This is a genomic window from Candidatus Poribacteria bacterium, from assembly GCA_026706025.1.
Classification (GTDB): Bacteria; Poribacteria; WGA-4E; order WGA-4E; family WGA-3G; genus WGA-3G.
The window spans coordinates 41,656-61,557 of record JAPOZO010000076.1; the positions used below are offsets into that span (position 1 = coordinate 41,656).

Genomic DNA, 19,902 nt, shown 5'->3' on the forward strand with positions numbered 1-19,902 from the left:
GGACACGTCTGTGAAGATCATTGACTACCACGGGTTTACTATAATTCGCTATAAATGACCCTATAGTTAGGATAAGTCTTATTTGAATAATTTTCAAATTAAAAAAACAAAAAAGTCTATCTATAACTATAAATTATACGAAATTTTCTGGGAAAAGCAAATTCTGTGGGTAAAAATTGTTAACTTTGCTTGAAAGGTGCGTAATGCTTGAGCGGTGAGTAATACTTTGTCGGCAGAATTTATAGTAAAGTTTAGAATTAATAGGACACTCTATGTAGGTTTGATTAGGAAAATGAACCATAGGTGTCAACTTAAAAAAATAACCGCCGCGGCCCCAGGCCCGGTAGGTTCGGTTTCCTAACCGAACCGGATCCTACGCGGAAACCTTGAAGGCTTCAAAACCTTCTTTAGCCCCATATGAAGTTTAATAAAATATTTGGGTAATTCTGTGTTCCTCCAAACCCGGTGGGTACGGTTTGCAACCGCACCGGACTTCCGCAAGAAATTACCCGATTAAATTCTTAATCTTCATTAGGAACGGTATGTTTATAGCTGGGAAACCATTCAGGGCTTCTTGTCAATTACCGAACTTATTTTTTCACTTCATACAGGCTTTTATACGGATCCTATCTCAATAATAAACCCGGCAACGTTTCTTTAACAACCTGTCCGGCTCAATCTTCATCAATAGACCAAGTACAGTTGATGTTACTGTCTTTGTAAAATTGCTTGAGGGCTGGCTTATCAAACCACAATTGAATCTCTTTGCCCACAATATGACCGATGCTGCTCACCTTGAGGTAAAGACCACCCGCTGTCCAACCGGGGATGATGTTATATTGTCCGGTCTGTGCGGCGTAGATACTGAGCAGTGCCAGCGGCTCCATCGCGTCAAGATTCGCGGTTCTATGGGTATCCTGCAGGAGTTCAGCCACACTTTTCCCTTCATGTCCCTCTTGTAGCTCCGGTTTGTCCATAACCTTGCTGTGGAGGATAAAGTCATCTTCGAGTGTAAAGAGACCGCTATCGGCGTGTTGTCTACCTTGCAGCAGATTGTCCCCTATCCGTTCCGCCATCGCCAGAAATTCTGGCTTCGGTTCTACTCGGTACAAATCCACCAGCGCGAAGATATAAGCAGGTTCCAAAGCAGTTGTCCCAAAATTCAACATCGCTTCGGAGTTTTTATCAGCACCAATGTCTCCGAGTCCGAAGGTTTTAAACATCGTGCGTAGATAGTCTCTGAACTCAGTTCTGCCTCCAGAGACCCGATATCCACGCGCACAGACGGGGGTAAAGAGCGGCGTGATGTTTTGCGGCAGAAATGCCCCGCCTTCTTTTGCACCAAAGTATAACTTCGCATCTCTGAAGGGTCCCTGTATCCGAAAACCTGTGAGATCCGTCCCATCAATGACGATGCTTTTCAGTGTATTGTTTTTCGGATCGTAGGAAGCGTTGAGGAAACCGATGATGTGTTGCGCAACTGCCTCTTTGATATGCGCCATTTCGCCGACGCGACCATATTTTTCGGCATTTTCTACGATTGTCAGCATACCCATCATCTGCGTAATCGTGTGGTTCAACTGGTTGCCGACATAGACCCGTGGTTCGGTTGCCTGCGGATACTTTCTGCCGAATACGTTTAGCCCGCGTCTGCCACTTTGCGGATGCACCAGATTCGGCCAGATACCCGTCTCTGGGTCTCGCTGCTGTATAATCAGATTTAAGAGGCGTTCCGCCCACATCCGCGGTGCTTCTTCCTGCTTTTGGTAGCCCAAGCTGTAAGCAGCATAAGCCAGATCCAGTGCTACACTAATAAACGAGAGATCGCCACTGATTTCGGGTGCTTTGTATCCGTTCCAAGATCTGTTCCACGTATTGGCATGATTGACCTGTTTCTTGAAGTCACCGTGTCGGTTGTAGTGTAAGGCATCCCAATCCTTGATATTTGCTTCCCAGAGACCTTTCATCAGCATCTCGCCACGGTCGGGGTCCACGGCTCTCAGCAATTCCCAGTACGGATACACGTCCTCTATTTCATGGACAACGCCTTTCATACCGTACCGATTACCGGTTACCAAGTCCACATAGCCGTGTCCACCCCAATGCAGAACACCACTCTCTGGATACCAGTAGTTATTGAACATGTATTCTGCGGCTGCTCCCGCGGCATGGACATACTTGCCATCCCCAGTGAACTGGCTTAAAGAGGCGAGCAACCGCATCAGGTTCTGCTGATTTTGGAAGAAACTCCAGACCGCTGGTTTCGGTTCAGTGCCTGTGCGGTGAGAAGTCATAGACCTGGGTGCTTTCAGATGGTTTATATGAAGACAATCGGCAAAGAGCGGCATATTCTTGCCACTGTATCTATCTCTCCCGTATTCTATGGCTGTCCCGGCAAAGAGACTCGCTGCTTTTAAGAAGCGGTTACCCGTTATTTCGTCCGGACTTAATCGGTCTCTGCCGATCCACCGATCTAATCGATTAACGCTCATATACCCTCCATACTACCTGTTTGTTTTCTTCCTTTCGTCCATGCGATAACGGCGGATCCCAACACGGCAAAGCCGAAGAGCGTAAACGGCATCTGCCAGAGCAGAAAACTCATGTGTATATGGATGTATGAGTGCGCCTTGAAGATTATAAACCACGATAAAGGTGCCAGGATTGAGAACCACGTTGTACAGATTAAGGCGATATAATGAGGGCGTCGGTCTGCCTGACTACGCCACAACAGCAGCGCAGACATCGCTATAAAGAGAACAATTAGATAATAATAGCGGACTTTCAATAGGAAGTTAGAGACAAATGAATTTGCTTGAGAAAAATAGTTGTTAAGATCAAAGAAAACACCGTTCATGTAAGTAATGACCACACTTAATGTACCCGCGTTCAGACTGGCAGCATATACGGGTGGAAAATCTTCCGCTTCTCCATACGTGCGCTTTCCAAAAGACCAGACTATATGCTCAACGCCATCCATAAACCCATCTTTGGCAGCACCGATCTGGAAACATAACATGATGAAACTCAAAAAAATTGCTACGCCTGATCCGAGTCCGGCTGCAAGCGTCCATTTCACACATTGGCGACCGCTCCACTTATCAAGGATAACATAATAGACGAAGGGCACCATCATCATGACCAACGTAGTCGTAATATACTCATAGCCGTTGATGAAACACTTAATAGAAACTGCAATGAAAATAACAATTCCAAACCTGATGAGTTGTCGGTCCAATGTTTCTCTGTAGCGTTTAAGGAAGTACATGACGACAATCATCGGTAGGTAGAATGCCCATAGACTCCACCAAAGATTTTTACCAAAGACCGTCAACCATTGAGACAACACAGCCGAACCTATAACGAATGGCGCAACCCATCCACCAAATTCTTCATAGAACCAGCCTATGGGCACCGTCAATGCGATTGCTGAAAGTAAGGCTGTTAGCACATAGAACAACTTTAATTTCCTTTCAGGCGATAGCGGAATAAGTCTATCCAATAGACTAAAAATCATCCCTTGCCCGGCAGGTTGTGAATTGTACGTTGAAAATTTTTCAAAGGAGAGCTTGTAAAGATAAGCAGTATATTGGGGACCGAGCTCTGTTGAAGGTATCCATTCCGCGTCAGTACTTTTTGCTGTACCCCAACCATTCAGACCACCCGCTGAGAAGATACCATCTTGGCGAGATTTGACCATCCTTCCCATGATATGCGCTTCGGTGTCTTTCTGATGTGTCGCAAACCAATTCTGATCAGCAACTCGCCATGTGTTAGAGAAAAACCCGAAAAATAGGAGTCCGATTGAGATCGTCCAAATGGACATCTTTCTTATAAGTGCTGGTTGGCTGAGATGTTTAAGTCGCATATTGACAGACTCCCCCTGCTTTAGCGAGCGGAATATGTTAGAGTATCCGCCCTTTTTTTGGCACTTGCGAGTTCGGATACCATCGGGAATCGGAAGGCGGTGCCGGTTCAGGCGGTTGCATGGAAGCAAACGTATCTAACTTCGGGCGGATCTCGGCTTCCCAAATCCCCTCCACATCATCAAACGTCAGTGGTGTGTGATTCGACACTTCTGCCTCATAAGCCGTTAGTAACTCCCGCGTCTTTTCGCCAAAATGCGCCACAATATCTGCCACCATCTGTTCCCCAACGCGGCGGCTGGAGGACGCGTTGAAAGACCCCATTGCGAAATCAGGTGCGCGTGTATCATCCGTCGGCATCCGCGACATATCCACACAATCTGGTGCCACCGCCCAAAGCACGGACGTTTCACCACGGCCTGCGTGTCCACCCAATCCTTTACCGTCCTCAAAACGCTCGATATCCGCACCGATGCTCATCGTCGAATACATCCGAACCCCGACGTGTGCCTGCATGATTTCGATCACCACCGGTACGTCTAACCGATGTGGACCCGAATGCCCTGAAAACAGGATCGCGCCCTGAAAACCCAACGCATCAACTGCTCGAATGTGGTAGCAGATATTCTTCAGAAACATCCAAGGCGATATCGCTGTTAGCCACGGTCGTTCTTGATTTACTTGGTTGTGTCCCCATGAACCGTAGCCGCCAATCTCATGGCAGTGCCAATAAAACGGCGGTGCGACAATCCCACCGTGTGCTTGTGCCGCCTGACACGAGCATTCGTGTGCCCGAATCGCATCCATCCCAACTGCATTGTGCCAACCGTGTGGTTCGCACAACCCATAAGGTAGATACACCATCGGACACGCCTCGAACGCCGCTTCTAACTCATCTGGGAACATCCGTTCCCATCGCACCTCATTCTGTCTCATACGATATCCTGTTCCGATTATTCGCGTTTTTCACCGGGTTTGCGCCGATGCTTTGATGCATAACTATCGCCTTCTGGATCGTACGAAACGGACACCTGTCCATCTTCGACAACCAGCCGCGGTACAGTCCGGTGGCGACCATCCCGTTCGGGTCCCCGCATGACAGCGAATTGTTCCTCGGTCATATCTTCAACCATATCGCCCCACCGGTCTTTCGGATCAATCACACCACCGCCCCAATTGACATTTTTCGACTGATACTTAATCAGTACCCCGCGTCTGGGGATTGGATTCTTCCACGCTAAGGCACCGTGTGTGCAACCGCCGTCCATAAAGAAGAGCACATCCCCGGCTTTCATAACAGGTTGTACGACCAAACCCATGGTATCATCACACGTCCGAATCCCGCGTGGCATGGCGTACTGCGTCTTGTGAGATCCGGGCACACATGCGAAACCACCCTGTCCCGGCTCAACATCGCGTAATTGCCATGTAATGGTGACCGTCTCAGCATAACTGCGTCCGTTCTTAAAAGCATAACCGCGTGATGGGGTCATCGGCTCATTTCCATCGTGCAGCGAGTGTCCCGATGTACCTTGAACGGCGCAGAATACGGTCGCGCCCCCCATGCGATAGCCACTACCGCCCATCCAATTCATTCGCCCTACTACAGCAGGATGCGCTATCATGCGTCGAAATGGCGCATTATAGGGGGCAGGTAGGTCTAACAAACCCGGCAGGAGTGGACGACCTGTTCCCGCTTGGCTTATCGACCCGCGAGCTAATTCCTCGCCTACGACGATGCGATCTTGGAATTTATCCACTGCTTCATTTGCCTCTGCCAACCACTGTTCGTCCATCAAGCCACGCACCACCAGATACCCGTTCAGATCCCAAAAATAAAATTCTTTCTCATCAATTCCAGAATCTGGATCGCGGGTGTAAATTGATGGATGAATGACCGAGGCATCTTCCTCCACCCACGTCTTTTCACCATCCGTATTCACCACGGGTGGTGGGCTTGAACCCTTGTACCCAGGGGTATACATGACCGCCTTTTGCACAGGTGTTGCTTCGTCCGCCCATCCCGGCAAAGATTCGGTTTCTGAGTAAGGTCCAACTGGATTAGACTGAATCGCTGCACGCGCGGCATACCAATAGCTCAACAATCTTTTCGGCTCGTTTTTCCACGGGCGAACGCCTTGGAGCGTGGGCACCGCGACCAAAAATAGATCGCCTGCCTTGAGTGCCGGTTGTATCACCAACCCCATATCATCGACACCGGTCGCCAAGTCGTGCGGCGTTTCGACATTGCTCTTGTGGCTTGCCTGAACAACAACAAATCCACCGTCGCCTTCTGCGACATCGTCCAATGCCCAAACCGCTTTTACGCCTTGACAACGCCGTTGACCGTTTTGTTGGCGATATGCCAAGGACGGGTTTCTCGGTTCATCGCCACCGACAAGTGTTGTGCCTACCTCACCTTCCGGATTTCCTAACAACTGTGGGGCTTGGTCGAGTCGGAAGCCGTGTCCCACAATCTGGTTCAAATACCAGACCAATGTCGGATGTACCAGTAGGTCGCGGAACAATTCACGGTGTGAACTGTCTCCGCCTAACAGCATCGCACTCTCTTCAACTGCGTCCAATGCCTCGTTGAGTGCTGCCACCTCTTCTTGACTGAGAACATCCGGAATGTGTAGATAGCCCGCGACATCAAAAGCATAATTCTCTTCATTCGTCATTAGTTCGTTAGCCATCTGTTCCTCCTGTTTATGGGTCTATGATCAGAATTGGTTTCGTTATTCGATAGAATCATTATCACGTAACTCTCCCGTTTTGTCAAATAGAAGATGGGAGCAACCAACCCTTGGTGAGATTGTGACTACAAACACCATTCGTAAGGACCAGGGCCTGTCCGGCGAATCATTTCACTGATTTGCTGGTGCATCTGTACGATCCGGTTCTGATGTTCGGGATGATTGACAACGTTCTGCATTTCGCCCGGGTCTGTCTTTAGGTCGTACAATTCATCAATGTCGAAGCGGTTACGAACATATTTCCAATTACCATCTTTTACCATCACACACGCTGCCAGTTCTTCTGGTTCGTCGGCGTTGTGATAGATGGCATTGAGGCTGGCGATTTCAGCGAAGATCGGTTGATGTTCCGGTTCTTGCCCGTTCAAAATCGCCGCCGCAACGGACCGCCCATCAATTGGCGTTTCTGGAGCCTGATCCGCGAAACTCAACAAGGTCGGCATCAGATCCACACCTGCCAGAGGTGTCGTGACGCGAATACCGGACGGCAAATGGTTCTGCCATGAAAGTAGACATGGCACCCGTACCGAACCTTCATACATCAGACACTTCTCCGTAAAGCCGTGGTCGCCGAGCAACTCACCGTGATCACTCATAAAGGCGACAACCGTATTTGTTCCCTCAAGCGCATTCAGCAGGCGTCCAACTTGGTTATCAATATGGGTGATGAGGGCGTAATAGTAGGTCATCATTCTGCGAAATTCAGCGTCAGTGACCGTTGGAGGGATGCGAAATTTTCCTCGTTTTTGAAATTCGGGTTTCCCATTGAGCGCATCTCGCAACGAGGGGGATAACGGCATCTCTTCTTCGCGATAGTGTGCTGGTAGGTCTGGTGGCACTAAGATGCGCGGGTGTGGATCTTTGATACTGGCAAATAGGAAAAACGGGACATCAGCATCTTGTTGCTGAATGAATTCGAGTGAACGGTCAATTGTCCAAGTTGTGCGTTGTTGTCGAGGGTCTGTAATCGTCCCAAATTCCAAGATATTTCCGTACTGTGTCATTCCGGGTGCCTTCGAGCGATATAGGTTTTCAACCTCTTCCGTTTCAAAATAATCAAACAGCGGATCTGGGTGGTCTCCAAGATAACGGTAGGTACACCAGAAATCGGAAAATCCGTGTTGTGGGCGATGATCGTCCCCCAAATGCCACGGACCCACGATACCACAACGATAGCCAGCAGATTTGAGTACATCCCCGATAGTGGTCCGGTCATGCGGCAAGTAACCGCCAAACTCGCCCATTCTTTTCGGCCCATAATTCCGCAGTTGTCCGTGGGCATGTGGATAGAGTCCAGTCAACCAACTTGCGCGTGCCGGTGAACAGACCGGCGATGCACAGTAAGCGTTTTCAAAGCAGACCCCGCTCGCCGCCAGCCGATCCAGATGGGGCGTTTGAACGACTCGGCTACCAGCGAATCCAGCGGCATCCCACCGCATCTGATCACACATAATGAGTACGATATTGGGTCGAGATGTCGTCGTGCTATTCACTTTGGTTAAACCCCCAGGTCCGGGTTGTATTTTTTACCAACAATGTGGTAGCATTATACTATATTTCGATATCCAAACCAAGAGAAAAAGAGGTTGAGGCTCCAGCCCAAGATCCATGAATATCGTTTTTCTATTTTCAGATGAACACGCCGGTGCTGTGATGGGGAATAGCGGGCACCCAGTTGTCCAGACACCGCATCTTGACCGCCTCTCGGAACAGAGTTACACCTTCGACAACGCCTATTGCAATTATCCAATCTGTACGCCTTCACGCCTGTCCATGCTCACCGGACGCTATCCGCATCAGATTGAGGCGTGGGATTTAGGGGCAATTTTGGATCGACAGCACCAGACATGGGGCGATTATTTAACAGAGGCGGATTATGAGACCGTATTGTGCGGACGGACGCATTTCAACGGAACTGACCGCCTTCTCGGTTTTTCGGATCGTTTACTTGATGACCTGCCTCGGTGGAGGCACACAACCGGTCGTCCACCACGGCGTACAGCGGACGCGCGTCGGGGTTCCAATTCGCATGTCGCCGAATGCGGACCGGGAGATCACGAACACACGAGATATGACCGAAACGTCACAGACTTGGCAGTTGATTTCCTTCGTGAAAAGGCGGCATCACCAGATGACAAACCGTTCCTGCTCTATTGTGGATTCATGCATCCACACTTTCCACTGATTGCACCACCAGAATTTTATTCACGGTACGATCCAGACACCCTTGAACTACCTGCTACGTGGAACGAACCGCTTGAATCTCAGCATCCCATCATCCAACACCACCGTTGGGCGTGGCGGAACGACATTCCACCACCCGAAGCCGTTGTACGGTGTGCGTTAGCCTCCTATTACGCGCTTGTTTCGTCTCTTGATACCCAGATTGGTCGAATACTTGAGGCAATTGATACATCGCTATTACGCGAGGATACGGTTGTCATCTATACCAGCGATCACGGCGAGATGGCAGGACACCACGGCATTTGGCAAAAGCAGTGTTTTTACGAACCGGCGGTGAAAGTGCCATTAATGCTACGCCTACCTTCCGGTGGGATCAGTCGCGTGGCACAAAACGTTTCTCTGGTAGATATCTTGCCGACTTTACTGGAACTTGCTGATTTGGAAACACCGTCCGATTTACCGGGTAACAGTCTGCTGGAGATAGCCCAACACGAAGCAAACGAAGTAACGCGGACTGTATTCTCAGAATACCATCACATGGGTATGCTTAACGCCGGTTTCATGCTCAAGGATGGAGATTACAAATTGTGCCATTACGTCGGGAGCGAACCCCAAGTGTTTAATGTAAAAGTTGATCCGTTGGAAAACGAAGATTTGGCACCAAAGCCTGAATATGCGGCAAGACGTAGTGAAATGGAAGCTGCCCTGCGTGCGATTGTCGATCCAGAGTTAGCAGATGCGCTGGCAAAAGAGAATCAAAGAATGCGTGGATCGAAAGGTAGAGACACCTAATTATTGGATTCGCCGAGGCACAGGCACCTCGGCGAACAGAGGAATTCACCCATTAAACTTCGCCATCCCAATAACTCAGACTTGGGTCTTTACGGTAAATCTTCCCAACAACATAAGGTAGTACTTTATTGGAATCAGGATACTCGCTGACATCATGCGGTGTGGTAGTTCCCAAAATAAAGAACACAACCGGAGCATCGGTGTTGTTCACGAACTTATGTGCCCCGACTGTGCCGGGCGGAAATGCGATGAAATCGCCTTCCGTTACTTCCACATCACCGCGTGGTGTTTTAAGTGTGCAGCTCCCTTTCATCACATAGCACATCTCCTCGCCGAAGTTGTGAAAATGCATCGGAAAACTCATCTTGCCGGGTTGGAGACGGATGACACGATACCCCAAATTCTTGCCACCAATGAGCGGGTCAATGTCTTTATCCTCAAAATCGTAAGGGTGTGGCGCGTTTTTATACTGCCACTCAATTTCGTCAATATGAATGCAGTTGATATAGATATCGCGCCGTGCTTGTAGGCAATCAACGAGGTATTGGCGGGCATCTTTAAAGATGGAGTGCCCATCACCGACGAGAATCGTATTGAAGCGGAGTGCCAAGATTTTACGCAATTCGAGTGCTGCTTTCGGTGGATCGCTCAGTTTGCTATCGGCGAGTAAAGTCAATGCACCCATCGGTTCACCGACCACAAGATCTCCGAACAGGACGGTCTGTTTCTCTGGAAAGTAGAGTGCGATTTCACCGGGACTTTTCCCGTGGCTGAGATGAATGGCATGCAAGCCCGGCACAATCGCCTCACGGTCTTGAACCGTTCGGGTCGGTGTGATATTCAACGCGGCGGCATCCGCTTCATGCACAATCACGTCAGCACCCGTCCATTCCTGAAAGGTAGCAGCTTCGCGTTCGTGATCGGCATTCGTCAGCACAATTGACTTCGCGCCACCGAGTGCTGTTAAGTGTTCCTTATCGGCATCGGACATCGGGACAGGATCTATCAGAATATTTCCGTCCGGACGCACCCACAAGTGTCCGTTAAAATCTATCTGCCGTTCTGGACTAAAGACCCCCCAACTGTATATATCTTCAAAAATCAAACGTTTCATTCTTGTTTACCCCTTATGCTGTCTACTATGGGATGGCTTTGGCTTTCTCCTTTGAGACGAATCCGTAGACCTCAAATTCATGTATAAAGGCTCTACCTAACTTTATTTGCGGTACAACTTCGCCACGCCTCGGATCATACTGATTGGGTCCCTTTTCATCATCGGTGGTACCGCTGATATAGATGCGGATTGCATCCGTCACAACAGCACTGAAGCGCATTTTAATGACCGGACTTTCATTGTTCTGAATCTGCATAATTGCACGCCAACGCCCTTCGCCTTCCAATTTCTCGTATATCATGGCGTTTATAATATTCGTGCCGTTGATGGTAATCCGATGAATCGCCTTTTGCGTAGGCAAGTTTAGGTGAATCCACCGCCCATCGGCGTAGCCTCTTGTCTTCACATCACCGTCTATCATTTCCGGTGCCGTACAGGTGACCCCTTCTGTAACGGCGTAGTTGTAAAGTTCCTGCGGTTCAATCAACATCTGCAGCACCTTAGATTGGCATCCGCAAAAGAGGGCAGCGGCGCAGAGTAATAGAAAAATCAAAATATAGTGTCGCATCTTTTCCTCCGCAGTTTATTCCATTTTTACCAGATATTATAGCGCATTTCCGTTTTTCTATAAACCCGAATTTTGCGAAAAGCATTGTTTTAAATCCACGACTGAGATATAATGCGATAGAAATGGGTTTTGAAGTTACACCTACAATCGCGCGGTATGCCCCGCGTCTATTAAATCAGGTTTCAGACAGGAGAAAATTATGTACAAAAGTGCGATTTTGGGATGTCGTGGACGCGCACGTGGACACGCCCGTGCTTATGAACATGTCAAGGGCGGAAAACTCGCCGCGATCTGCGACATGAAGGAAGACCTGCTCAACGACTTTGGCGATGAATTTGGGATTGATGCGCGTTATACCGATCTCGATGAAATGCTCTCTAAAGAGAAACCGGATCTACTGCACATCGTCACCGCACCGGTGCTACGCGGCAGCAATGAACGCATCCGCTACCCGCTAATGAACCAAGCATCCGAACACGGTGTGCCTGCTGCGATTGTCGAGAAACCGATTGCAGTCGAAAGCGAAGATTGGCGGCAAATCTCCGAACTGGCGGAACGCACTAAAACCAAATTCGTCGTCAACACACAACTCAATTTCCACCCAGAGAACCTTGCCCTCAAGCAGGATGTCGCTGAAGGCAAAATCGGTGCCATCAAATTTATTGAGGCAAGCGCACGCAATCCGCCCGTCGATCAAGCCCCACACGTCTTACAACTCGTGTCGTCCTATATCGACAACTCGCGCCCCGCGAAGGTACAAGGACAAATATCAGGGGCAGGACAACTCGACTCCGCGCAACCTTCACCCGCGAACGCCACCGCTTTAGTTACCTACACAAACGGCGTGCAAGCCTCGGTCGCATTCGGACCGGAGATGGCACCCCGTGTACTGCCGGATACTGGAAACAACCGACACAAACGCGTCTGTGTGTTCGGTGAAACAGGGTTCGTCCATTGGCGGTTCGAGAGTTGGGAACGGAATCTGCCCGGGACCGGTTACGAAGGTGGGGACATGAGTTACGGCGGACAAGATGTCATCGCCCAAGGCGGACTCACCGATGCAGTGTTCGAGTGGCTCGACGATGAAAGCAAAGTTCATCCAACGCACTTGAAGCAGTCCCTTGCTGAATTCAATCTGCTGTTAGGCATTTACTATAGCGGTTTGACGAACACTGTCGTCGAATTGCCGTTTGATCCACCTGATGGCATGATTGACATGTTCAGAGAACGGCTTTAAAATAGTAAGCACACGCCGTGTGCCGTCCCATTACGGAATTCGGTCTATTTCCCCAGATCGAATTCCGACTAAAGACTATCCGACATTAGGAAAATCCACTCTAAAGGAGATACAGTGAAAACACTTGCACTCATTATATTTTTATGTACCATCGGGTTTCCACTTATCAGTTTTGGGGAGGGTGTGGATATCCCAGATGCAACCCTTCGCGCGCTCATTGAAGCGACCCTCGGCAAAGAAGCAGACACACCAATTACCGAGGAAGATCTATTAACGCTGACCGCACTTCATGCGTCTCCTGGTAACATTTCCGATCTTACGGGACTCGAATTCGCGACAAACCTAACAGAACTAAACCTGCGACTCAACAATACCTCAGATGTGTCGCCATTGTCGGGTTTGACAAAACTGACAGTACTCGTGCTTGACCGCAACGACATCTCCGATGTAACCCCCTTAGCAGAATTAACGGAACTCATAGAACTGAACCTTGAAAACAACCCAATCTCTGATTTGACACCGCTTGCGGGACTAACAAAACTCCAAGAACTCGGACTTGACGATAACGAAATTTCGGATTTATCACCGCTTGCGGGTTTGACTGAACTGATCAAACTCGACCTTGACGACAACGATGTTTCAGATATAACACCGCTTGCGGGATTAACAAAACTCGAAGAACTGGATCTCGACGGAAACGACATTTCGGATGCCTCTCCTTTGGTAGGTTTAACAAGCCTCACGTATGTGAATCTTGAAGACAACCCACTCAATCAAGCATCAATTGAGACCCATATCCGAGCGATCGAAGTTAACGGTGCCCGTGTCGATTTTGATCCACCGGCACTGCGTGCGGATCTTAACGAAGATGGTGTTGTTAACATTCAAGACCTTGTGCTTGTCGCCGCTCAAATCGGACATCCCTGTCCAAACGAAGCGGATCTCAACGGCGATGCAGTCATCAACGTTCAGGACCTCGTCTTGGTAGCGCAAGCATTCGGACAGACCCGAGAAGAATAGTTTTCAGAGCGGTAGATGTGATTTTCAACCGCACTAGGCACCGTTAGAACATTACCGAATTAATTTTTTAATCTTCAGTGTCCACAAAGCGCGCTATTGAAAACCGCCCAAATCAGCTCTAAAAGGGAAATTTTGACGATGCGCGAAGAAGGCAAACAACCACAATACATGGAAGAAAGAAAATACAGGAAACTATTCGGTTTAGATATCTACCTAACACCTGTATTCATAATTTCCAGTATAGTCATTGTTGTCTTTATCATCGGAGCACTCGTTTTCCAAGAAGGTGCGACAAAACTCTTTGGCGATGTCAAAAACTGGCTTACCGCGAACTTTAACTGGTTGTTCATGCTTACCGCCAACATTGTCCTGCTTTTTTTTCTGTTTGTGGCGTTTTCTCCACTCGGTAAGGTACGCCTCGGAGGCGCAGATGCGAAACCCGACTACTCCTACTTAACATGGCTTGCCATGCTCTTTGCGGCAGGCGTGGGCATTGGGTTTCTGTTCTTTGGCGTGTTGGAACCGGTTACCTACTTTCAGAGTCCACCGCTGGGAGTAGAAAAGGTTTACGACCCGACAAAGGTATACAATACTGAAAATATCCCCGATGCCAGAGATGCCAATGTCCAGGCGGTGAGCTCTTTGGGGATAGCAGCGACGGTCTTCCATTGGGGGCTACAAGGGTGGGCGATCTACGGTGTGGTCGCGCTTGCCCTCGCTTTTTTCGCTTACAACCGCGGCTTGCCGCTGCTGATCCGCTCAGCCTTCTATCCGATCTTCGGTGACCGGATATGGGGATGGCCTGGACATATTATTGATACACTTGCCATATTCTCAGGTATCTTTGGGTTGGCAACCTCGCTCGGTATGGGGGTGCAACAGGTGACCGCCGGTTTTGACTATCTGTTTGAAATTCCGACGAACGCCTTCACCATGGTCCTACTGATTGTGGCGATTACGGCAATTGCGCTCATATCGGTGCTGACCGGTATTAATGTAGGTATCAAACGTCTCAGCCAGTTTAACATAATTCTCGCGTTTTTGTTGTTGTTGGCTGTCATCATCCTCGGTCCGACGCTCCACATTTTCCGCAATATTTTCACTGGACTTGGCACTTATCTTATGAAGATTGTGCCACTCAGCAATTGGATTGGGCGCGCGGACACTGATTTCCTGCGCGGCGGGACGACGTTCTCTTGGGCGTGGTGGATTGTCTGGTCCCCGTTCACTGGCATGTTCATTGCCCGTATTTCAAAGGGACGTACGGTTCGCGAGTTTGTAATCTTTGTGCTTCTCCTGCCGATGTTACTATGTTTACTTTGGTTTGGTGCCTTTGGCGGCACTGCCATCCACCAATTTCTCATTGAGGGATACACCGGCGTAACCGAAATAGTTGAGACGGGTAAGCAAGAAAAACAGTTTCAAGAGAAACCAGAACTTGCCTTGTTTAAAATGTTTGAAGGACTCCCGTGGACATTGCTACTTTCCTGTATCGGTATGACACTGACAATCATCTTTTTCATTACCTCATCGGACTCCGGTTCCCTGAGTATTGACACCATAGCAGCGGGCGGCAAGGTTGATGCCCCGGTCCCACAACGCGCGTTCTGGTGTATTGCTGAGGGACTCGTCGCCATTGCGCTACTGCTTGGCGGGGGGCTGCAGTCGTTACAGGCAGCCACGCTCACGATGGGCTTCCCGTTTGCGATTGTGCTATTAGGTATGGGCGTATGTGTCTGGATCGGGCTTAGGAGCGAAGTACGCCAATCTCTTTAATATCACAGTCCTCCGTTTTTTGGGAATAGAAATTACACTCAATTAAATTCTTAAACTTCATCTAAGCATGCACCTCACGAAAGGAAAAACCCTCGTGAATAAAATCATCTACATGGACAACCATGCAACAACGCCAATCGCTCCCGAAGTGCTTGAAGCCATGATGCCTTACTTCACGACAAATTTTGGCAACGCTTCCAGCACACACCCATTTGGTATCACCGCGAAGGATGCGGTGGACAAAGCACGCCATCAGGTCGCCGAATTGCTCGGTTGTTCAGCGGAAGAGATCATCTTCACCAGCGGCGCGACGGAATCGGACAACCTCGCTGTTAGAGGGATCGCTTACGCCTGCAGAGGAAAAGGTAACCACATCATTACAAGTGCCGCCGAGCATCACGCAATCCTTGATACCTGCCATGCTTTGGCGGCAGAGGGGTTTGAAACGACATATCTTTCAGTGGATAAATACGGGAGGGTAAGTCCTGACGATGTGGAGGCTGCCATTACACCGGAAACCATTCTGATGAGCTTCATGTATGCGAATAACGAGGTCGGCACGATAAATCCGATTACCGATATTGCCGCTGTCGCTGCCAAACACGGTGTACTTTTCCATTCGGATGCGGTGCAGGGGATTGGGCAGCTGCCCTCAAACATGGAGATGCTTGGTGTAGATCTCGCCTCTCTGACAGCGCACAAAATTTACGGTCCAAAGGGGATTGGCGCGCTTTACATCCATCGAAACGCTTCTCAGCCACATTCGCTTTTTCACGGCGGTGGACAGGAGGAAAGAGTGCGACCCGGGACCTTGAATGTCCCAGGGATTGTCGGTTTAGGTGCGGCGTGCGAACTTTCAAAAAAGCACATGGCATCGGGGAAAAGCTGCGTGGCAACTTTACGGGATGCACTTCATCAGAAGTTAAACGCACACTTAGATGACATTCATCTCAACGGACACCCTGAACAGCGTCTGCCGGGCAACTTGAATCTCTGTTTTGCGGGTGTGCAGAGCCACGCGCATTTGGCAGGTCTTAAACACGTCGCAGTATCAACTGGATCTGCGTGTGATTCAGAGTCAGTGAAGGCATCGCATGTCTTAGTTGCAATGGGGGTTCCGAATGAACTGGCGTTGACTGCCGTCCGCTTCGGTCTCGGACGTTATAATACTGCTGAAGAGGTCGATATTGTTGCAGATGAGGTCGTAAAAGTCGTTAATCGGCTACGGGCATTGGCACCTGAATAGGAATATCCTAAGTCCCCTGTTCTGCTTGCGGGTGATTTTGGGCGGCATGTTTGGCAATCAATTCACGCACGGCAGGCACCAATTCAATGGGCACTTCTATCAGCATGCTGGATTCATTCTGTAACGCTTCCTCAGCTTCAGCGACAGCTTCATCCTCCGTTTGTTGGTCGTAGTATGCGATGACGCTTTGGACGCGTTCTTCGTTCCAACCGGGTGGAAATTCGTTCTTTTTTTTCATCGTCTGCCTCTCTTCCTTTGTCTTTGGCGGTATGCTGTTAACGGTTTTCCTGTCAATTCGTAGGCCGTAATTACAAAGACACTATCGGGTTTCGGGTCTCGAACATAGACGACTTGCAAATAGCGACCACTTTGCGTTTGACCAAGGGCATTTCGCGTTTTTCGCCTTCCCTGCCAATTCTCACCAGGATTCAGTAAAACATCTTCTACTTCATCCTCGGTAACGCCATGATTATAAATATGGGGCAAGCCAGTTTCGGGATCCTTGTAAAAGCGAATATTCATCAAAATCTTCGATGTGGAAACCCCTGTCTGTAGGCAGGGGAGGAAACACTGCTCCTTTTAAGTTAGTAACAGGTTTTGGCTACCGATGCACCTATCAAACATCGCTGTGCTATTAATATCGCTACACAGAAGCGACCTGTAGTCAGCGGTTTAACTCGTGGAGTGGACGTTTGGCGGACGCTTCGCACAAGCCCCGTCCGTTAAGGCGGGGTTACTGACTTGCTACCTAACCATTTCCTTGGTAGGTGAAAGTAATTATAGCATGGATTAATCTATATTGCAAAAGATATTAGCAAGCAAAGGGTACCTCACGACTCAGGGCCATTCAATTCTCGGTTTTTAGTCCAATTTTGGACCCCCCAGGCCCGGTAGGTGCGGTTTTGCGGCGTACTCGCCCAAATGCGACCTGCATTCCAAACGCACCGGATCCTGAAAAAAGGACGAGAAACTCTATAATTTCATAAAACTGAATGGCGCTGCCTCATGACTCACTACTTGTTGTTTTTTCCCTAATAATATGCTATACTTTCATCGTGAAGTTTAAACGCATAGTGAGGAGATTCGATCGAGGCGGAACTCTCCTTGCATCAGATTTACAGATTCATCGAATTTGAAATTGGCAATGCCCTTCAAACCACTCGTATTATCTAAAAGAGGAAACCTATCTCATGCTGACCGTTGAACAACTTACTGCTTGCGGATTAGAAAAAACGGAAGCAGTAAAGATAGTCGAAGCCGTCAATCGGATATTGCCAACACAGTCCCCGACAGCCTGCTGGTATGAGATTTCGCGCTATATCCTCACACCACAATACCCGTTTACACTCCACCAATTCCTATATGAGACGGTCTACGCCGACTTCGATCGCGCAAGGTACGGACCACCCCCCGCATGGTTTCCCACGGACGAAGACATCACCGAAGCGAATATCACCCGTTTAATGGTTGAATTGCACATCAAAACTTATCCCGAATTCCACGCTTGGTCAGTCGCCAATCGCGACACGTTTTGGCAGATGATGATTGATGTACTGGGTATTAAAGCGACAGAAACACACACCGAGGCACAAAAAGACGCAACAGGCGTTTCAACAAAACTTGCTAAACTGAACATTGTCGAAAGCTGCTTCAATGCCGACCCTGATACCATCGCGATCGTTACGCAGCGAGAAAGCGACGAAAATCTATCAACACTCACCTACGGCGAGTTGGAATCCCTCACCAACCGAGTCGCGAACGGACTTGTTGAAATCGGTATGAAGCCGGGAGATGCCGTGGCGGTTGACATGCCGATGAACGCTGAATCCGTTGCCATCTATCTCGGAATTGTAAAAGCGGGGTGTGTTGTTGTTGGTATCGCCGATAGTTTCGCGCCAGAGGAGATAGCCACCCGTCTCCGCATCGGTAACGCAAAAGCCATCTTCACACAGGATTATATCAACAGAGCAGGGAAACGTCTGCCGTTGTATGAGAAAGTGATTGCCGCAGATGCCCGCAAGGCAGTCGTTTTTTCGTCTGAAGGCGGTGAAACCATCGCACAACTCCGACGCGAAGGCGATATGACGTGGCAAGACTTTCTAAGCGATACAGAGACATTTGCCGCCGTTCCTTGCCACCCTGACGCACCTACCAATATCCTCTTCTCTTCCGGCACCACTGGCGAACCGAAGGCAATTCCGTGGACACACACTACCCCGATTAAAGCCGCCGCAGATGCCTACTTACACCACGATATCCACCCCGGGGACGTGCTGGCATGGCACACAAGTCTCGGTTGGATGATGGGACCCTGGCTCATCTACGCAAGTCTCATCAACAATGCTACGATCGCCTTGTATGACGGCGTACCAACAGGTCGGAACTTCGGTGTTTTTGTGCAGAACGCTAAAGTCAGTATGCTCGGTGTTGTGCCGACGCTTGTACGGGCGTGGAAAAATACAGGCTGCATGCACGGACTCAACTGGCATGCGATCCGAGCATTCAGTTCAACGGGTGAATGCTCTAACCCTGAAGAGATGTTTTACCTCATGTCACTTGCTGGCTACAAGCCAGTAATCGAGTATTGTGGTGGCACTGAGATTGGAGGCGGTTATATCACCGGTACGCGTGTCCAACCCGCTGCACCTTCGACATTCACAACACCAGCACTCGGTTTAAATTTCTTACTCTTTGATGACGCTGGAAACCTCTCTGACAACGGTGAAGTTTTCATCGTTTCGCCATCGCTGGGTCTCTCCACAAGTCTGCTCAACGCCGACCATAATGAAGTCTATTTTGCGGGGACACCGCAATCCAATCTGCGTCGTCACGGTGATGCGATTGAACGGTTAGGCAACGGCTTTGAAACCGAACCATGGCTTGTAGGTGCTAAATACCGGGTCCTCGGTCGCGTTGACGATACGATGAACCTGAGCGGTATCAAGGTAAGCTCCGCAGAGATTGAGGAAGTGCTTAACGTCGTTGATGGGATTCAAGAAACAGCAGCGGTCGCCATCTCACCGAAAGACGGCGGTCCGAGCCAACTCGTCATCTATGCCGTTTTGGTAGCATCAGAAGCAGCACCCCCAAAACAGGAGCTTCACGCGACTTTACAAACCGAGATTTCAGGACATCTCAATCCTTTATTCAGAATTCACGATGTCGTTATCGTAGATACGTTGCCGAGGACCGCTTCTAATAAGGTGATACGTCGCCTTTTGCGCCAGCAAGCGATGTGACCTTTGCAAAAAGATTGACTTATGCAATTTTTTTAGGTATACTTAATATACTTAACAGATACCCGAGTGACATACACTTGTTTTTCAATCATTTGTGGAAAAGG

General features: G+C 49.1%; 15 protein-coding genes. 6 read left to right on the forward strand and 9 right to left on the reverse strand.

Annotated features, from left to right (window positions below):
* Nucleotides 1-674: 674 nt before the first annotated feature.
* The 5 genes from OXH00_19450 to OXH00_19470 form a co-directional block, all read right to left on the reverse strand.
* Nucleotides 675-2,492: a hypothetical protein gene (locus OXH00_19450; protein ID MCY3743199.1), complete on the reverse strand. Its 1,818-nt coding sequence runs from the start codon at nucleotides 2,490-2,492 to the stop codon at nucleotides 675-677.
* Nucleotides 2,489-3,868, reverse strand: coding sequence for a hypothetical protein (locus OXH00_19455; GenBank protein MCY3743200.1), 1,380 nt, complete (start codon nucleotides 3,866-3,868; stop codon nucleotides 2,489-2,491). The genes OXH00_19450 and OXH00_19455 overlap by 4 nt, the downstream gene beginning before the upstream one ends.
* Before the next feature lie 37 nt (nucleotides 3,869-3,905).
* Entirely contained in the window at nucleotides 3,906-4,802 is an 897-nt protein-coding gene (locus OXH00_19460) for a creatininase family protein (GenBank protein ID MCY3743201.1), read from the reverse strand.
* A gap of 17 nt (nucleotides 4,803-4,819) precedes the next feature.
* Nucleotides 4,820-6,562, reverse strand: coding sequence for a phytanoyl-CoA dioxygenase family protein (locus tag OXH00_19465; protein MCY3743202.1), 1,743 nt, complete (start codon nucleotides 6,560-6,562; stop codon nucleotides 4,820-4,822).
* 125 nt (nucleotides 6,563-6,687) lie between these two features.
* The gene (locus OXH00_19470) at nucleotides 6,688-8,115 is read right to left on the reverse strand and encodes a sulfatase-like hydrolase/transferase (GenBank protein MCY3743203.1); all 1,428 of its coding nucleotides are present in this window, start codon (nucleotides 8,113-8,115) and stop codon (nucleotides 6,688-6,690) included.
* 115 nt (nucleotides 8,116-8,230) lie between these two features.
* Between OXH00_19470 and OXH00_19475 the strand changes: the two genes are divergently transcribed.
* A complete protein-coding gene (locus OXH00_19475; GenBank protein ID MCY3743204.1) occupies nucleotides 8,231-9,598 on the forward strand; it encodes a sulfatase-like hydrolase/transferase in 1,368 nt (455 codons plus the stop codon).
* A gap of 52 nt (nucleotides 9,599-9,650) precedes the next feature.
* Here the strand turns inward: OXH00_19475 and OXH00_19480 are convergent, their stop codons facing one another.
* Together OXH00_19480 and OXH00_19485 are read right to left on the reverse strand one after the other, a co-directional pair.
* Entirely contained in the window at nucleotides 9,651-10,712 is a 1,062-nt protein-coding gene (locus OXH00_19480) for a cupin domain-containing protein (protein MCY3743205.1), read from the reverse strand.
* Nucleotides 10,713-10,737: 25 nt separating this feature from the next.
* The gene (locus tag OXH00_19485; GenBank protein MCY3743206.1) at nucleotides 10,738-11,280 is read right to left on the reverse strand and encodes a hypothetical protein; all 543 of its coding nucleotides are present in this window, start codon (nucleotides 11,278-11,280) and stop codon (nucleotides 10,738-10,740) included.
* Between the two features lie 199 nt (nucleotides 11,281-11,479).
* Here OXH00_19485 and OXH00_19490 point away from each other — a divergent pair, with 199 nt between their 5' ends.
* From OXH00_19490 to OXH00_19505, 4 genes are all read left to right on the forward strand, one after another.
* Complete coding sequence (locus tag OXH00_19490; GenBank protein ID MCY3743207.1) at nucleotides 11,480-12,517, forward strand: Gfo/Idh/MocA family oxidoreductase; 1,038 nt, start codon at nucleotides 11,480-11,482, stop codon at nucleotides 12,515-12,517.
* A 114-nt stretch (nucleotides 12,518-12,631) separates the two neighbouring features.
* Nucleotides 12,632-13,537: a leucine-rich repeat domain-containing protein gene (locus OXH00_19495; protein ID MCY3743208.1), complete on the forward strand. Its 906-nt coding sequence runs from the start codon at nucleotides 12,632-12,634 to the stop codon at nucleotides 13,535-13,537.
* A 138-nt stretch (nucleotides 13,538-13,675) separates the two neighbouring features.
* Nucleotides 13,676-15,313 carry a BCCT family transporter gene (locus OXH00_19500; protein ID MCY3743209.1) on the forward strand — a complete coding sequence of 546 codons (1,638 nt, stop codon included), beginning with the start codon at nucleotides 13,676-13,678 and terminating at the stop codon, nucleotides 15,311-15,313.
* Nucleotides 15,314-15,407: 94 nt separating this feature from the next.
* Complete coding sequence (locus OXH00_19505; GenBank protein ID MCY3743210.1) at nucleotides 15,408-16,559, forward strand: cysteine desulfurase family protein; 1,152 nt, start codon at nucleotides 15,408-15,410, stop codon at nucleotides 16,557-16,559.
* Between the two features lie 7 nt (nucleotides 16,560-16,566).
* Here the strand turns inward: OXH00_19505 and OXH00_19510 are convergent, their stop codons facing one another.
* Both OXH00_19510 and OXH00_19515 read right to left on the reverse strand, forming a co-directional pair.
* The gene (locus tag OXH00_19510; protein MCY3743211.1) at nucleotides 16,567-16,797 is read right to left on the reverse strand and encodes a hypothetical protein; all 231 of its coding nucleotides are present in this window, start codon (nucleotides 16,795-16,797) and stop codon (nucleotides 16,567-16,569) included.
* Entirely contained in the window at nucleotides 16,794-17,081 is a 288-nt protein-coding gene (locus tag OXH00_19515; GenBank protein MCY3743212.1) for a DUF4258 domain-containing protein, read from the reverse strand. The genes OXH00_19510 and OXH00_19515 overlap by 4 nt, the downstream gene beginning before the upstream one ends.
* Nucleotides 17,082-17,749: 668 nt before the next feature.
* Between OXH00_19515 and OXH00_19520 the strand changes: the two genes are divergently transcribed.
* On the forward strand, nucleotides 17,750-19,798 hold the full coding sequence (locus OXH00_19520; protein ID MCY3743213.1) for an AMP-binding protein: 2,049 nt from the start codon (nucleotides 17,750-17,752) through the stop codon (nucleotides 19,796-19,798).
* The last annotated feature ends 104 nt before the right edge of the window (nucleotides 19,799-19,902 follow it).

Coding starts and splice junctions, on each gene's coding strand:
- OXH00_19485 (MCY3743206.1), bottom strand. CDS start 11,280: ATGCGACACTATATTTTGATTTTTCTATTACTCTGCGCCGCTGCCCTC.
- OXH00_19510 (MCY3743211.1), bottom strand. CDS start 16,797: ATGAAAAAAAAGAACGAATTTCCACCCGGTTGGAACGAAGAACGCGTC.
- OXH00_19460 (MCY3743201.1), bottom strand. CDS start 4,802: ATGAGACAGAATGAGGTGCGATGGGAACGGATGTTCCCAGATGAGTTA.
- OXH00_19480 (MCY3743205.1), bottom strand. CDS start 10,712: ATGAAACGTTTGATTTTTGAAGATATATACAGTTGGGGGGTCTTTAGT.
- OXH00_19450 (MCY3743199.1), bottom strand. CDS start 2,492: ATGAGCGTTAATCGATTAGATCGGTGGATCGGCAGAGACCGATTAAGT.
- OXH00_19465 (MCY3743202.1), bottom strand. CDS start 6,562: ATGGCTAACGAACTAATGACGAATGAAGAGAATTATGCTTTTGATGTC.
- OXH00_19455 (MCY3743200.1), bottom strand. CDS start 3,868: ATGCGACTTAAACATCTCAGCCAACCAGCACTTATAAGAAAGATGTCC.
- OXH00_19515 (MCY3743212.1), bottom strand. CDS start 17,081: ATGAATATTCGCTTTTACAAGGATCCCGAAACTGGCTTGCCCCATATT.
- OXH00_19475 (MCY3743204.1), top strand. CDS start 8,231: ATGAATATCGTTTTTCTATTTTCAGATGAACACGCCGGTGCTGTGATG.
- OXH00_19500 (MCY3743209.1), top strand. CDS start 13,676: ATGCGCGAAGAAGGCAAACAACCACAATACATGGAAGAAAGAAAATAC.
- OXH00_19520 (MCY3743213.1), top strand. CDS start 17,750: ATGCTGACCGTTGAACAACTTACTGCTTGCGGATTAGAAAAAACGGAA.
- OXH00_19490 (MCY3743207.1), top strand. CDS start 11,480: ATGTACAAAAGTGCGATTTTGGGATGTCGTGGACGCGCACGTGGACAC.